This is a genomic window from Chitinophaga costaii (assembly GCF_900094705.1).
GTDB classification, from domain to species: domain Bacteria; phylum Bacteroidota; class Bacteroidia; order Chitinophagales; family Chitinophagaceae; genus Chitinophaga; species Chitinophaga costaii.
Map to the genome: position 1 here is coordinate 141,679 of NZ_FMAR01000005.1, position 14,494 is coordinate 156,172.

The 14,494-nt window shown below is 46.6% G+C and carries 14 protein-coding genes and 2 tRNA genes; 8 read left to right on the forward strand and 8 right to left on the reverse strand.

All coding sequences use genetic code 11. The annotated features are described in order from the left end of the window. The first annotated feature begins 37 nt into the window (after positions 1-37). Complete coding sequence (locus tag GA0116948_RS09270; RefSeq protein ID WP_240619193.1) at positions 38-1,594, forward strand: S41 family peptidase; 1,557 nt, start codon at positions 38-40, stop codon at positions 1,592-1,594. Between the two features lie 135 nt (positions 1,595-1,729). Here GA0116948_RS09270 and GA0116948_RS09275 read toward each other — a convergent pair whose 3' ends face one another. The 4 genes from GA0116948_RS09275 to GA0116948_RS09290 all read right to left on the reverse strand — a co-directional run bounded on the left by GA0116948_RS09275 (position 1,730) and on the right by GA0116948_RS09290 (position 4,644). Then, positions 1,730-1,978 carry a hypothetical protein gene (locus tag GA0116948_RS09275; RefSeq protein WP_108675040.1) on the reverse strand — a complete coding sequence of 83 codons (249 nt, stop codon included), beginning with the start codon at positions 1,976-1,978 and terminating at the stop codon, positions 1,730-1,732. Positions 1,979-2,207: 229 nt separating this feature from the next. Then, a complete protein-coding gene (der, locus tag GA0116948_RS09280) occupies positions 2,208-3,521 on the reverse strand; it encodes a ribosome biogenesis GTPase Der (RefSeq protein ID WP_089711380.1) in 1,314 nt (437 codons plus the stop codon). Between the two features lie 32 nt (positions 3,522-3,553). Then, positions 3,554-4,423, reverse strand: coding sequence for a GTPase Era (gene era, locus GA0116948_RS09285; protein WP_089711382.1), 870 nt, complete (start codon positions 4,421-4,423; stop codon positions 3,554-3,556). 149 nt (positions 4,424-4,572) lie between these two features. Beyond that, positions 4,573-4,644: transfer RNA gene (locus GA0116948_RS09290), tRNA-Met, on the reverse strand. A 236-nt stretch (positions 4,645-4,880) separates the two neighbouring features. Between GA0116948_RS09290 and GA0116948_RS09295 the strand changes: the two genes are divergently transcribed. The 6 genes from GA0116948_RS09295 to GA0116948_RS21250 all read left to right on the forward strand — a co-directional run bounded on the left by GA0116948_RS09295 (position 4,881) and on the right by GA0116948_RS21250 (position 8,528). Further along, a complete protein-coding gene (locus GA0116948_RS09295) occupies positions 4,881-5,318 on the forward strand; it encodes a MarR family winged helix-turn-helix transcriptional regulator (protein WP_089711384.1) in 438 nt (145 codons plus the stop codon). Positions 5,319-5,347: 29 nt separating this feature from the next. Continuing rightward, complete coding sequence (locus tag GA0116948_RS09300) at positions 5,348-6,607, forward strand: MFS transporter (RefSeq protein ID WP_089711386.1); 1,260 nt, start codon at positions 5,348-5,350, stop codon at positions 6,605-6,607. 1 nt (position 6,608) lies between these two features. Further along, positions 6,609-7,172 carry an isochorismatase family protein gene (locus GA0116948_RS09305; protein WP_089711389.1) on the forward strand — a complete coding sequence of 188 codons (564 nt, stop codon included), beginning with the start codon at positions 6,609-6,611 and terminating at the stop codon, positions 7,170-7,172. Between the two features lie 242 nt (positions 7,173-7,414). Further along, a complete protein-coding gene (locus tag GA0116948_RS09310; protein WP_089711757.1) occupies positions 7,415-7,741 on the forward strand; it encodes a DMT family transporter in 327 nt (108 codons plus the stop codon). A 191-nt stretch (positions 7,742-7,932) separates the two neighbouring features. Beyond that, the gene (locus GA0116948_RS09315; protein WP_089711391.1) at positions 7,933-8,298 is read left to right on the forward strand and encodes a hypothetical protein; all 366 of its coding nucleotides are present in this window, start codon (positions 7,933-7,935) and stop codon (positions 8,296-8,298) included. Positions 8,299-8,381: 83 nt separating this feature from the next. Further along, entirely contained in the window at positions 8,382-8,528 is a 147-nt protein-coding gene (locus GA0116948_RS21250; RefSeq protein WP_165798418.1) for a hypothetical protein, read from the forward strand. 127 nt (positions 8,529-8,655) lie between these two features. On the opposite strand, the gene GA0116948_RS09320 is transcribed toward GA0116948_RS21250, so the two are convergent. After that, positions 8,656-8,727 (reverse strand) — tRNA-Met (locus tag GA0116948_RS09320). A gap of 149 nt (positions 8,728-8,876) precedes the next feature. Next, entirely contained in the window at positions 8,877-9,293 is a 417-nt protein-coding gene (locus GA0116948_RS09325) for a single-stranded DNA-binding protein (protein ID WP_089711393.1), read from the reverse strand. A 399-nt stretch (positions 9,294-9,692) separates the two neighbouring features. Here GA0116948_RS09325 and GA0116948_RS09330 point away from each other — a divergent pair, with 399 nt between their 5' ends. Then, entirely contained in the window at positions 9,693-12,074 is a 2,382-nt protein-coding gene (locus GA0116948_RS09330; protein ID WP_089711396.1) for a TonB-dependent receptor, read from the forward strand. Between the two features lie 230 nt (positions 12,075-12,304). Here GA0116948_RS09330 and argH read toward each other — a convergent pair whose 3' ends face one another. Together argH and GA0116948_RS09345 are read right to left on the reverse strand one after the other, a co-directional pair. Beyond that, a complete protein-coding gene (gene argH / locus GA0116948_RS09340; protein WP_089711399.1) occupies positions 12,305-13,639 on the reverse strand; it encodes an argininosuccinate lyase in 1,335 nt (444 codons plus the stop codon). A 245-nt stretch (positions 13,640-13,884) separates the two neighbouring features. After that, a complete protein-coding gene (locus tag GA0116948_RS09345) occupies positions 13,885-14,475 on the reverse strand; it encodes a GNAT family N-acetyltransferase (protein ID WP_089711401.1) in 591 nt (196 codons plus the stop codon). Between the last annotated feature and the right edge of the window lie 19 nt (positions 14,476-14,494).

The window sequence follows — 14,494 nt, forward strand, 5'->3', positions numbered from 1 at the left end:
TAATAACAGGAAGTTGCAGGTATTTTTACCGCTTTTAATGGCGGGAGTTTTAGCCTTGGGCATGTACCTGGGACATAAAATGCCCGGTTCTCAGAATGGCAACATGGGCCTTTTTAACCGTAACCAAACACCTTTACAGGAAGTCATCAATTTGCTGAAAGCTAAATATGTAGACACCTTACAGGCGGCCGATCTGCAACAGGAAGCCATAGAAGGCATACTCTCCCACCTGGACCCACACTCCGTGTATATTCCCCCTGCCAACCTGGCCGACGTAAACGATAACCTGGAAGGCAACACCCAGGGCATTGGTGTAGAGATCAATGTAATTGCCGATACCGTGAATATTGTATCCGTACTTACCGGCAGCCCGGCAGATAAAATGGCCGTGCGCAGCGGCGACCGCATTATTAAAGTAAACGACAGCACCGTGGCCGGCAACGGCATTACCGTGGAGGGCATTCGCAAACTGCTGCGTGGCCCTGAGGAATCTAAGGTGAAAGTGACCGTGCTACGTGGACAGAAATTGCTGGATATGCAGATTACCCGTGGCATTATTCCGCTGTACAGTGTTGATGCGGCTTACATGACTGCACCCGGTGTAGGGTATATCAAAATCAGCAAGTTTTCCGCCACTACCTACAAAGAGTTTATGGATGCCATTACTAAACTCAAAGGCCAGGGCCTTAAAGACCTGATCATAGACCTTCGCCAAAACCCAGGCGGTTACCTGGAGGCGGCGACTAACATTGCCGACGAACTATTATCTGACAATAAATTAATCCTTTATTCCAAAGGCAGCAATTATCCAAAGGCTGAATATAAATGTAACAAACCCGGCGTGTTTGAAGACGGTCCCTTAGCCATTCTTACCGATGAAGGTTCTGCCAGCGCCAGCGAAATATTGGCCGGTGCCATTCAGGATTGGGACCGTGGCACGGTGATAGGCCGCCGCACCTTTGGCAAAGGCCTGGTGCAAGAACAGTACGGCCTGAGCAACGGCGGCGCGCTACGCCTCACCATTGCCCGCTACTATATTCCCAGTGGCCGTTGCATACAAAAATCTTATACCAATGGACGCGCCGCATACGATGAGGATATCCTGAACCGCTACAACCATGGTGAATTGCTGAATAAAGACAGCATTAAACCAACAGACACCGTGCCTTACCACACCGCCAAAGGACGCACCGTGTATGGCGGTGGTGGCATTACCCCCGATATTTTTATTCCCATCGATACCAGCCGGTTCACTCCCCTGGTTACAAAATTATACATCCGTGATGTGATGAACCAGTTCACCGCCCGTTATTACAGCGCCCACCTCCCCGAATTTGCGAATTACCACAATGCGGAAGATTTCAATAAACGTTTTCAAATTAGCGACGCCCTCTTTTCCGAACTGAAAGCCTTTGCCGTGGCAGATAGCGTACCTGGCGTACAGGACATACGGGAAAGCGAGGCGGTAGTGGTAAAGCAACGGATGAAGGCATTATTCGCCAAACAGTTATTCCGTAATGAAGGTTATTTACTGATTAATAATGCTAATGATGCAATGGTACACAAGGCTATCGAAGTATTGCAACATCCATAACCCTTCTTTTATTAACAGCTTATAAAAAAGGTGCATTCCCAATGGCGATGCACCTTTTTTTGTTATGCGAGAGAGGCAAAAAAAAATCCCTACACGCAGGTGCAGGGAATAATTTTTTTCTGAAGCAGTTAAGCACTATTTCTTAACTTCTTTCTTTTCAGTCTTAACTTCAACCTTAGTCTTAACGGTATCTACAGCAGCAGTTACAGCAGAATCAACCTTCAGTGAATCAGCCGCAGGAACTGCAGCAGAATCAGCAGCAGGAGCAACAGTAGTTACAGAATCAGTTTTAACAGTAGTAGAGTCGGAAGAAGTAGAACCGTTACCGCTGTTGCAAGCTGCGAACATACCGCCAGCCAGTGCTAATACGAATAATTTTTTCATGATCAAGTTTTGTTTAAACGCCGCAAATATAAGCATATTATTTAAATTTAAAACACATTTTTATATAATATGTATAATTAAGGCCAAAATCCAGCAAATTTTAAGGTAATTTTAAGATAAATGGGTGAATGGGGACCATTGTACCTGCTTTATCTTATTGGTGCAAAGATATATCCAGCATAAAAAAGCCTCCCTATATGGAGGCTTTCTTTCTTACATTTTCAGGTAATTATTTCTTGCGGAAAAATAACCTCACCGGCACACCGGAGAAATTGAACTTACCGCGCAACTGGTTTTCGAGATAGTTCTTGTACGGCTGTTTCACATCTTCGGGCAGGTTACAAAAAAATGCAAAGGCGGGCGTATAAGTGGGCAGTTGCGTTACATACTTGATTTTGATCTGGGTACCACGCACCACCGGTGGTTTATAAGATTCGATGGCTTTCAGCATGATATCATTCAGCTTGGAGGTTGGAATCTTTTGGCGGCGGTTATCATACACGTCCAGCGCTATTTCAATGGCTTTGAAAATGCGTTGTTTCTCAATAACGGAGGTAAAAATAATCGGCACGTCTGTGAAGGGAGCGAAACGTTTTTTCAGCATCTCCTCATAGTCGCGGGCAGAGTTGGTGGCTTTTTCTATCAGGTCCCACTTATTTACCAGCACCACAATGCCTTTACCCTTGCGGGTGGCCAGGCTAAAGATGCTGAGGTCTTGCGCGGTAAGTCCTTTTTCGGCATCCAGCAACAACATACACACATCTGCTTCGTCCATCGCTTTAATGGCGCGGATGACCGAATAAAATTCCAGGTCTTCATGCACTTTAGTTTTACGGCGAATACCTGCCGTATCTATCAGGATGAAATCCTTTTGATATAATTTATAATGTGTGTGAATAGTATCGCGGGTAGTGCCGGCAATGTCGCTCACAATGTTGCGCTCCTCACCCACCAGGGCGTTTAGCAGGGAGGACTTGCCCACGTTAGGCTGACCGATGATAGCGATCTTGGGCAACTCTGTTTCCGGCTTCACTGTGTTGAGATCTTCTGTGATATGGGCGGTCACATCATCCAGCAGTTCGCCAGTGCCGCTGCCACTTATAGACGACAAAAAATGCAGTGGGTCTAGTCCCAGGCTGTAAAATTCATTGGCGTCTAACTGGCGTTGGGCATTGTCTACCTTATTGATCACGGTAATGACCGGCTTATCGGAACGCCGCAGCAGGTCTGCCATGGCCGCGTCCAGGTCGGTGATGCCGGTGGTAACGTCGCACATGAAGAGAATAAGATTGGCTTCCTGCATGGCAATAACCACCTGCTTGCGGATTTCCTTTTCAAAAACATCCTCACTGTTCGGCACAAAACCGCCGGTATCAATTACGTTGAACGTTTTACCATTCCATTCGGCCAGGCCGTACTGGCGGTCGCGGGTTACCCCGCTTATGTCGTCTACGATGGCTTTGCGCTGCTCAATCAGGCGATTGAACAGGGTTGATTTGCCCACGTTGGGGCGTCCTACTATTGCTACGGTAAATCCGGCCATACCTTGTGTTTTGAAGTGGTTGTCACTATTTATTAATATCCGTATTCTTTGAGATAGAGATCACTATCCCTCCATTTGCCCCGCACTCTTACATGCAGTTCCAGGAATACTTTTTGACTGATGAATTGTTCAATATCTACCCTGGCTTTGGAACCAATTTCTTTGATGCCTTTGCCATGCTCGCCAACGATAATGCCTTTCTGCGTTTCGCGGGTCACTATAATCTCTGCAGCTATTTTAGTGAGCGTATTTTTTTCCTTAAATTCCGTTACTACCACGGCTGTATGGTAGGGTATTTCTTCACTGTATAACTGGAAAATTTTTTCCCGGATCAACTCGGCTACAAAAAAGCGGGTAGAGCGATCGGTGAGGGTATCTTCCGGGTAAAAAGCTTCCCCTGCCGGCAGCAGCGCTACAATGCCTTCCATCAAGGCTTTTATACCTTCTTGTTTCAGTGCGGAGATGGCCACTACCTTTTTGGCTTTCCCCCAGGCCGTCCATTTTTCCTGGAGCAGCGCCTGCTCTGTGGGCGGCAGCAGGTCTATTTTATTCAGTACAAGCAGGATGGGTGCTTTAAGTTTCAGGGAATCAAACAGCGCTACATTTTCCTCAAAATCCGTGCGGGCATCTGCAATGAGCAAGGCTACATCTGCGTCTTCCAGGGCCGATCTTACGGCACCCATCATTTTTTCGTGCAGTTTGTACTTAGGATCAATGATACCAGGGGTATCGGAAAAGATGATTTGGTAACCAGGCTCTGTAACGATGCCGGTGATACGGTGACGGGTGGTTTGTACCTTATGCGAAGTGATGGCGAGCTTTTCCCCGATCAGCGCATTAAGCAATGTGCTTTTTCCCGCATTGGGCTTACCAAAGATATTTACAAAACCGGCTTTATGCATATGTCTGCTTTCGAAAGCGCCTTTCGAAACAGAAAAGCACTTCATCAATTTTGATCCGCAAATTTCCTGAAAAAATCGGGAAGGAGGTTGCAGGGCCTGCCACCAATAAAAAAAGCCGAATTTCTTCGGCTTCTTCCTTGAAATATTTGTAGCGAGGAGCGGATTCGAACCACTGACCTTCGGGTTATGAGCCCGACGAGCTACCTCTGCTCTACCTCGCAATGTGGGTGCAAATGTAGGATAGTTTAAATTATAAGCCAAATGTTTTTTGAATTAACTGGCTGTCAACCACCTGGCTGTGCCATTGCTATATAGTTTTGTAGGCCTTGGGGGTTTCGTGGCCTGGCATTGTCCCATTTTTTAATCCTTTTTTAATCAAAACCGCCTCCATTTTATACGCGCGGCTAAAAATAATCCAGTAACTTTATTAAGTAACCTTACAAGTTTAATTAACTATATGTCCAGTAAGCAAAATCAGCAACTTGTTTCCGATCTGCGCACCGTAGTAACCCGGCTAGTGAAGAAATTACGCACCAAATCTTCGCTCAGCGTGCATTTGTCGCTCACAGAACGTTCGGTGATGGGGTTGCTGGACAGCCATAAGGAACTGTTGCCCAGCGAGCTGGCTGCCATGGAAAAGGTAACGACCGCATCTATGTCGCAGATACTGGCCCACCTGCTGGAGTTAGGTTACATCATTCGCAAGCCCTCTGCCACCGATGGCCGCAAAGCCATTATTTCCCTTTCACAAGTAGGAAAAGACACCGTACTGCAAGCGCGCAGTCAGCGGGAGGAATGGCTGCTAAAGGCTTTGGAGCATACCACTACAGCAGAAGAGCAGGCCCGCCTGCGCAGCATTATTGATATACTAACCAAGTTAGTTGATTACGAATAACGGACGAATAATAGAACTGAAACCAGGATATGAACATTACCACCTTTTCTGCATTCCGCAGCCGCAATTACCGGCTTTTTTTCACCGGTCAATCCGTGTCCCTGCTGGGTACCTGGATGCAAAAAACTGCCGTAAGCTGGGTGGTATACGACCTTACTAAATCCAAATGGATGCTGGGCGTATCGCTTTTTGCCACCATGTTTCCCTCTTTTGTTTTTTCTTTCCTGGGTGGCGTGGCTGCCGACCGGTATAACCGCCATAAATTATTACTGATAACCCAGGTTGTTTCCATGCTCCAGGCCCTTGCCCTTACCGTGCTGGTATATTTTAAAGTATATACCGTGTGGGAAATTTTGGGGCTGAGTGTGGTGCTGGGCATTGTAAATGCGTTTGATGTGCCTGCCCGCCAGTCGCTGGTATACGAGATGGTAGATGATAAAAAAGATCTGCCAAATGCGCTGGCGCTCAATTCTTCAATGGTAAACCTCTCCCGCCTCATTGGTCCTGGCATAGCGGGTTTGGCGATGGAATACCTGGGAACGGATGTTTGTTTTGGCCTTAATGCAGCCAGCTTTATCGCAGTGATTGCATCCTTGTTAATGATGAAACTCCCGCAGCGAGAAAACTCATTGCGCAACAAAGGCGGCATAGGACAATTGAAAGAAGGATTTGCTTACATTAAAGCTACACCGGCTATTGCCACGGTATTGCTGATATTGGCCTTCAATAGTTTATTTGTACTGCCTTTTGCAACGCTGATACCTGTATATGCCAAAGATATTTTTCACGGCACCGCTTCTACTTTTGGCGCGATAGACAGTGCTATCGGCCTGGGCGCCATTTGTGGCGGATTGTACCTGGCCTCCCTGAAACCAGGTCATGATATGCGAAAAATTATGGCGATAGATTCTTTCATATTTGGCGCGGGGCTGATCCTTTTCTCGCATACCACCATTTACCTGCTTGCCCTGGCATTTGCCGTGATAGCGGCTTTCGGCATGATGGGTCAAGTAACGATGGCCAATACCATTATTCAAACTACCGTAACGCCGGAAATGCGAGGGCGGGTGATCAGTTTTTACGCAATGGCCTTTTTCGGCCTGCAACCGGTGGGCGGATTGATCATCGGATTTTTATCGCAATATACAGGCGTAGAAAACATGGTGCTGGCACAAGGCATTATTTCTTTAATCATCGGGTACTCCTATTTCCATTACATAAAAAAACAAAATATAACCACAAGACTGCAACAAATTGTGGTTACCTCCTCACCTAAATCAATTTTATAACATGGTAACAGCACTTGATCCACACACCGCTTTGGTGATTATTGACTTACAAAAAGGTATTACTGCCTACCCAACGGTAAACCCAATGGCCAACGTACTGGCACAGAACGCAAAGCTGGTGGCGGCTTTCCATAAAGCCGGCCAACCAGTGGTTGCCGTAAACGTAGATCCGGGCAAATTCAAGAACCCGGATGCGCGCAAGGACGCCCCCTCTCATGGACGTGCGGAATTGCCCGCTGACTTCCTGGATATTGTGCCGGAAATTGGTACCCTGCCTACCGATATCTTCGTGACCAAACACAGCTGGGGCGCTTTCTTTGAGACCGGACTCCACGAAATCTTACAGGCCAAAGGGGTGACTGGTATTGTACTCAGCGGCGTATCCACCAGCATTGGGGTGGAAGGCACTGCCCGCCAGGCCGCCGAACTAGGTTATAACATAACCTTCGCCAAAGACGCTATGACCGATATGGTAGCCAGCGCACAGGAAAATAGCCTGAACACTATTTTTCCTAGGATAGGACAGATAGATGATACGGATGCTATTATTGCCAAGTTATCTTAGTTCACCCAAAATTTTAAAGAGAGCAGGTATGGAAACATGCCTGCTTTTTTTATTCCCTTTCCATACATGGCTGGAAGAAAACCCCCTGTTCATTGATGGAAGATCATGCGCAAAGCACAACCATTACCAATAAACCATATAACACTATAATCACTAAGCAGCGCTGCCGGCAACAGGCGCTGCTCGTTTTATTTTACGAAATTTGTCAGGATGCATTAGTGCCCCGAATTAAAAACACACACATGAATTGGATCTTACTCGTCTTCGCCGGACTGTTTGAAGTGGCATTTACTTTCTGCCTGGAGAAAGTAAAAGGGCTGAGCGGCTTGCCCATGTATGGCTGGTATGGAGGTTTTATTCTATCGCTGGTATTGAGCATGGCTTTGCTGATGAAAGCTATACAAACATTACCCATCGGTACCGCTTATGCCGTGTGGACGGGCATTGGTGCAGTGGGTACGGTAATGGTGGGCATTATAGTTTTTAAAGAGCCCGCCACCTGCTGGCGGTTGTTTTTTATAACAACCCTTATCTGTTCTATAGTAGGATTAAAAGTGGTATCGCATTGATATATTAAATAAATTTAATATATTTAATCCATTCTTAAACCCAATTTCCTATGTAAAAAGTTTTGTAGGCTGGCCTGCTATCCCTTTTAGCCCTTTCTGCCTGCAAAAAAGATCATGATGCATCAAAGCCTAATGACGATGCAAAAAACTATTGGCAGTTTACCGCCAATGATCACACCTTCACCGGGCCGGTGAAGGTCGGTACCATTCTTTATGCTGGTGGTGCACGGGTAGATGTGGCAGGTTTGCCGACCAGCGGATCCTCACATCCCATCTTTGCCCTGAGTATTCAGTTTCCGGACAATAACATTGTGCCCGGCACTTATGCCACATCCGACATCGGTAATAATTTCTCCTTAACGAAAAGCAATGGCGATGTTATTTTTGCTGCCACCTCTTTGGAACAAGGCAACGTAGTAACCATACAGGTGACTGCTTACGATAGTATAAAACAAGTGATCAGCGGTACTTTCTCCGGCCTATCTTATAATTATGAAGGGGATAATGCGCCTGTTACGCACGGAAATTTTAAGGCTACTTTAACCAAGGTGAACTAATTTTTTTTAACTATCCGCATCAGGCCGGTACACGGTGATACCACTCGTGCAACTTGTAACTTTCACAAGGGTACAGCACTGCGATGAAAACAACAAAAGATAAAAGCGACCAAGTGCCAGCAATTGCCGGCGCTTGGTCGCTTTTAAAATATGCAGCCTGTTATTTCCACTATTATCCAAACAACCACATGGCAACAGCATGTTATAAAAAGGTGCTGCTGCTTGGTTAGTTGCCCATAGGGCATTTTCAGCGATCCGTAACAGGAATGTTAACTTGGACTTTGCGTTACAGGCATAGCATTTATCCCTCCAAAAAAAAAGAGAATCTACAGGATTTGCCTGAAAATTCTCTTGTTGTAGCGAGAAACGGATTCGAACCATTGACCTTCGGGTTATGAGCCCGACGAGCTACCTCTGCTCTATCTCGCAATGTGGATGCAATATTAGGATAGTTCAGTATAGCTGCCAAATTTAATTTCCTGCACTCGCTGAAAAGCTTGCAGTATGGCGCCTTTCGGATACATGGGAACCAAAAAGTTAAAGGCTGTATGCTCCGAACATACAGCCTTTTATCTTTATCAAAAAGGCAGTTCCTCTACCGTATCCGTGCCGGCATGAACGGCTGTTTCTACGCTAACTTCCGTGCCTGTATCAGGGATCACGGCATTTGCTTCTGTAGCTTCGCGTTTGCTCAACAATTGCACGGTAGTAACGCGCAGGCGCAGTGAGGTAACCGTTTCTCCTTTCTTGTTTGTATAAGTATCCAAATGCGGGATACCTTCTACATACACGTAGGAGCCTTGTTGTAGGTAGGGAGCCAGTGCTTCACGCTCCCAGAGCGAGCATTCTGCCCAGGTGGTACGTTGCATGTCTTCTCCTTGGAAGTTCTTAAAACGTTCGGTGTGCGCCAAGCTGAAATTTAGTACCGATTTGCCGTTTACCTGGCCACGGATAGCATTCCTGCCCAGATGGCCAATCATCTGTAGTTTGATCATTGCAAGTGATTTTTTAAAAGAGTTAACGAATAAGAGTTAACAAAAAAGCAAGGCAAGGTTATGGGGTCGGAGAAACCGAAATTAGCTAATTTTTTTAGCAAACAAAAAAATTTTTAGGCAATTGTTCAATTTGCTAATTACCTTTGACATCGGAAACTGGTAGCCAACGCTATTTATCTAAACATACAGTTTCACCTCGGGGTGCCTTACTATCAGGCTGAGATCAAACCCGTGAACCTGACCAGGTAATGCTGTTTAGGAAAGGTAAGCGAACATTTACTTACCTCTTATTGGACTTACCCGCCGCGACCTGCATCGCTGGTTTGCCTGCACCAATGCAGGTATATCCACGGCGTAGCAATGGCATTTTTATTGATCATTTTAAAATAGTACAAATTCATGAAACACTGGATGCTGCTACTGTTCACAGGCCTATCCCTGCAAGCCAGCGCGCAAACCATCGTGAGCGGTACCATTACCGACAACCTTCATCATCGCCCGCTGGAAGGCGTAAGCGTAAGCCTTCAATCCCGCCAGGTGAGCGGCGTATACACCGATGCCGCCGGCCACTACCGTATTTCCGTACCAAAAGGCAATTACACCCTGAGTGCCACCTATCTTGGCTTCACGCCGTATAAACAGCCCATTTCCGTACAGGTCAATACCAGCGTAGACATTACACTCGAAGAAAAAGGACTTTTCGTAACGCCGGTAGAAATTACCAGCCTGCGGGCAGGTAAAAATGCACCCTTTACTACTACAGAGATCAGCGCAGACGATATTAAAAAACAAAACCTTGGTCAAGACCTGCCCTTCCTGCTGGGCCAGGAAACCAGCGTGGTAATTAATTCCGACGCAGGTAACGGTGTCGGCTATACGGGAATACGCATCCGTGGATCGGATATTTCCCGCATTAACCTTACACTGAATGGCATCCCGGTAAACGATGCCGAAGCACAAGGCGCTTACTTCGTGGATATTCCAGACCTGGCCTCCTCGACTAACAGTATACAAATCCAACGCGGGGTAGGCACTTCCACCAATGGGGCCGGTGCATTTGGCGCCACGCTCAATATCAGTACCAACGAACTGCGCGACAAAGCCTATGCAGAAACCGACAACAGCTATGGTACATTTAATACCTGGAAACATACGGTGAAAGCAGGTTCCGGCCTTATCAACGGACACTTTACTATCGATACCCGCCTGTCTATGATCAGCTCCGATGGGTATATTGATCGTGCTACTTCCAACCTGAAATCGTTTTACACCTCGGCGGCCTACATCTCTAAGAAAACCGCTATTCGTTTCAATATACTTTCTGGCAAAGAAAAAACATACCAGGCCTGGTACGGCGTTCCCGAAGATTCAATGGCCACCCATCGCACGCTGAACCTGGAAGGCACCGAAAAACCGGGAACTCCATATAATAATCAAACAGACAATTACCAACAGGATTACTACCAGCTATTCCTGAACCAAGCCATTAATGACCGCTGGAACTTTAGTGTGGCGGCCTTCCTGACACGGGGGCGTGGCTATTATGAGGAATACAAAGCCGGGCAGGCCTACGCAGATTATGGTATTGCATCACCTGTATATGGCACTACCACGGTAGATAGCTCCGACCTGGTACGCCAACTGTGGCTGGATAACTATTTTTATGGAGGCATTTTCTCCCTGAACAATACCGGCCAATGGCTGAACTGGAGCCTGGGCGGTGGGTTCAGTAAATACGATGGAAAACATTATGGCCTTGTAAACTGGGCACAAAACGGCGGTGTAAACAACGACCATACCTATTACGAAAACTATGCGCACAAAACAGATTTCAATATCTATTGGAAGGGCGATGCCCGCCTTGCCGGTCGCCTCCGCGGCTTCCTGGATCTACAATACCGGTATGTGAAATACGACATCCTAGGTTTCGACGACCGGCCCGACTTGCAGCAGCATAATAATTACAATTTCTTTAATCCTAAAGTGGGCCTTACGTACAACATTAATACCCAAAGCCACGTATTTGCTTCCTTTTCCATCAGCCATCACGAGCCTAACCGCGACGATTACGAGAATAATAAACAAAGCATTGCCAAACCGGAAAAGCTGGGCGATGTGGAAGCCGGTTATGTTTTGCGCACACAAAAAGCCAGCTTCCAGGGTAATTTGTTTTACATGCATTACAAAGATCAGCTTGTGCAAACTGGCCGCCTTAATGACGTAGGCGCTTACACCCGCATCAATATCCCGAAGAGTTATCGTGCCGGGGTAGAAGTACAGGGCAGCGTGGAACTAGGACCCATTTTCTCCCTGGAGGCCAATGCAGCATTTTCCCGCAATAAGATCCAAGACTTCACCGCCTTCATCGACAATTACGATGATGGCAGCCAAACGGAAAAGGCCTATCATCATACCGACATAGCCTTCTCTCCCTGGCTGGTAGCAGGTTATACGCTTACGGCAAAACCTTTGCAACACCTTGAAATAAACTGGCTGGGTAAATATGTGAGCCGTCAATACATGGACAATACTTCCGCACAGGATGCCAATACTAAACTGAGCGACTATTTTGTAAGCAGCCTGCGGTTTAATTATACCGTACCACAGCGGATATTTAAGGAACTGGGTTTACAACTCATGCTGAACAATATTTTTAACCGCCTGTATGAGCCATCCGGTTCTACTTATGCTTACATACAGGACGGTAAAATTGCAGCAGATAATTACTACGCTCCCATGGCGGGTTTCAACATCATGGGTGGTGTACACCTGGCATTTTAGTCATTTACCGATATCACATCCTATCAACCATAAGGCCTCGCAATATGCGGGGTCTTTTTTTTGGATGTAAACCTTTTGTTAATGCTAATATTTTTAGCATTATGTTGAAAATAGAATGTATTTTTGGAGGGTTGATATATGTCGGGGAAAAACATGACGCTACTTATGTCGCAATAAAAAAAGCCTGCTACTAAACGCAGCAGGCCATTTATCATTAAAAAATTTCAAGGCTACTCTTTCAGCAATGCATCAAAAGCAGCATGCACATCGCGGAATACAAACGCCCCAACGATGTTGTTCATATGTTGTTTTATTTCCGCTGTATTCAGGTTGCCAATGCTACCCTCGTGAGTATGTTGCACCTGCTTATCAGGTTGAAAGGTTCCTTTTTCTATATCCAAGCCCACCTGCTTGTATGCTTCACGGAAAGGCACACCTTGCAGGGCCAGCTTGTTCACTACTTCCACGCTGAACAGGTATTTATATTTGTCGTCCTCCAGGATATTATTCTTTACGCGGATATTTTCCAGCATGAGGCGAACCACCTGGAAACAATTTTTTAAAGTCTGGAAAGCGGGGAACAAATTTTCCTTCAGCAATTGAAGGTCGCGGTGATAGCCACTGGGCAGGTTGGTGATCATCATGGCAATTTCATTGGGTAATGCCTGCAGCTTATTGCCATGCGAACGCACCAGCTCCCACACATCCGGATTTTTTTTGTGGGGCATAATGCTGGAGCCGGTGGTCAGCTCGTCTGGGAAGCTGATGAAAGCAAAATTTTGGTTCATGAACAAGGTAGCGTCCATAGACATCTTCGCTAGGGTGGCACCCAAGTTGCCCAGGGCAAAAGCTACGATCTTTTCCGTTTTACCACGGCCCATCTGCGCGTACACCACGTTGTAATTCAGGGTTTCAAAGCCGAGCAATTGAGTAGTCATGGTGCGGTTCAGCGGAAAAGAGGAACCATAACCTGCTGCCGATCCTAGCGGGTTTTTATTCACCACGTTGTAAGCACTGTGCAGTACGGTGAGATCATCTATCAGGGCTTCCGCATAAGCGCCAAACCAAAGCCCGAAAGAGGAAGGCATGGCCACCTGCAGGTGGGTGTAGCCAGGTAACAATACATTTTTATGCTGCTCACTCAGCGATTGCAGCAGGTCAAAAGTTTGCTGCACCTCGGCTACTATCTCCTCGATCTCATGCCGTAGGTAAAGCTTTACATCCACCAGCACCTGGTCGTTGCGGGAGCGGCCACTATGAATTTTCTTACCTACATCACCCAGGCGTTGGGTGAGCAGCAATTCTACCTGGGAGTGAATATCTTCCACATCATCGGCCAGTTTAAATTGACCGGCAGCTATTTCTTTATAAATGTTGCGCAGTTCCTGTTTAAGTACCACCAGCTCATCGGCAGTGAGCAAGCCAATACTTTGCAACATGGTAATATGTGCAATAGATCCCAGTACATCAAATGGTGCGAGGTAGGTATCCATCTCCCGGTCTTTGCCTACGGTGAATTGCTCTACCGCCGCCAGGGATGTTTTATCTTTTTGCCAAAGTTTCATATCGTTGAAAATTGATCTTTTAAGGTGAATCATTGGGCCTATAGCGATAGCCGGTTACGGCACACCAAAAACCCTTTGTATTGTTGATCATCTGCATCCTCCGCTTTCCGATGGCAGTAGATGCAGGTATACAAACCACTGGTAAACCCCGTTGTGCCATGATCGTAAGTTTTCCGTTCGCTTACGATCTGTGCATAACATGGTCAAAATCATTTTTCACAAATATTCATTTTATGACCCTGCCATCATCCAGTTACAAAATCATACTGCGCAAATATGCGGCGCTTCACGTCCGGCCATTCCGCAGCCAGGATGCTGAAGTACATGGTATTGCGTACAAACCCACTACTGGTGATGGCGTGCTGCCGCAAGGTGCCTTCATATTGTGCCCCGATGCTGCGCATGGCATTCTGTGAAAGCTGATTGCGCTCATCTGTTTTCAGCTCTACGCGGTTCAGGCCTGCTGTTTCAAATGCATATTGCAGCATGGCATATTTCATGGCCTTATTCAGCCCCGTGCCTTGCAGCGAAGGGTGTATCCAGGTAGACCCAATTTCCACCCTTTTGTTGGGCAGGTCTATCGCCATAAAGCGGGTACTGCCGGCTACGCAGCGTTTCTGTTTGTCGAATACCAGGAAAGGAATGGCCGCTTGGCGCTGTCTGTCCTGTACTGCTTTTTCCAGGTAGCCTTGCAAAGCTGCGCCGTCATCAATAGCATTGAGCGCCACTTTCCATAATTCCGGCAGCAGGGCAATGGGCTTCAATGCCTCGAAATCCGCCAATTGCAAGGGTTGCAGTCGCACGCGTTTATTTTCAAGTGTAATATTAAAGTCCATTATAATGATCCATTTACAA

What these genes read in the sequence shown, in the direction of transcription:
- GA0116948_RS09305 (WP_089711389.1), top strand. Translation starts at nt 6,609, where the DNA reads ATGGTAACAGCACTTGATCCACACACCGCTTTGGTGATTATTGACTTA.
- GA0116948_RS09300 (WP_089711386.1), top strand. Translation starts at nt 5,348, where the DNA reads ATGAACATTACCACCTTTTCTGCATTCCGCAGCCGCAATTACCGGCTT.
- GA0116948_RS09270 (WP_240619193.1), top strand. Translation starts at nt 38, where the DNA reads ATGGCGGGAGTTTTAGCCTTGGGCATGTACCTGGGACATAAAATGCCC.
- GA0116948_RS09310 (WP_089711757.1), top strand. Translation starts at nt 7,415, where the DNA reads ATGAATTGGATCTTACTCGTCTTCGCCGGACTGTTTGAAGTGGCATTT.
- argH (WP_089711399.1), bottom strand. Translation starts at nt 13,639, where the DNA reads ATGAAACTTTGGCAAAAAGATAAAACATCCCTGGCGGCGGTAGAGCAA.
- GA0116948_RS09345 (WP_089711401.1), bottom strand. Translation starts at nt 14,475, where the DNA reads ATGGACTTTAATATTACACTTGAAAATAAACGCGTGCGACTGCAACCC.
- GA0116948_RS09275 (WP_108675040.1), bottom strand. Translation starts at nt 1,978, where the DNA reads ATGAAAAAATTATTCGTATTAGCACTGGCTGGCGGTATGTTCGCAGCT.
- GA0116948_RS09295 (WP_089711384.1), top strand. Translation starts at nt 4,881, where the DNA reads ATGTCCAGTAAGCAAAATCAGCAACTTGTTTCCGATCTGCGCACCGTA.
- GA0116948_RS09325 (WP_089711393.1), bottom strand. Translation starts at nt 9,293, where the DNA reads ATGATCAAACTACAGATGATTGGCCATCTGGGCAGGAATGCTATCCGT.
- GA0116948_RS21250 (WP_165798418.1), top strand. Translation starts at nt 8,382, where the DNA reads ATGAAAACAACAAAAGATAAAAGCGACCAAGTGCCAGCAATTGCCGGC.
- era (WP_089711382.1), bottom strand. Translation starts at nt 4,423, where the DNA reads ATGCATAAAGCCGGTTTTGTAAATATCTTTGGTAAGCCCAATGCGGGA.
- GA0116948_RS09330 (WP_089711396.1), top strand. Translation starts at nt 9,693, where the DNA reads ATGAAACACTGGATGCTGCTACTGTTCACAGGCCTATCCCTGCAAGCC.
- der (WP_089711380.1), bottom strand. Translation starts at nt 3,521, where the DNA reads ATGGCCGGATTTACCGTAGCAATAGTAGGACGCCCCAACGTGGGCAAA.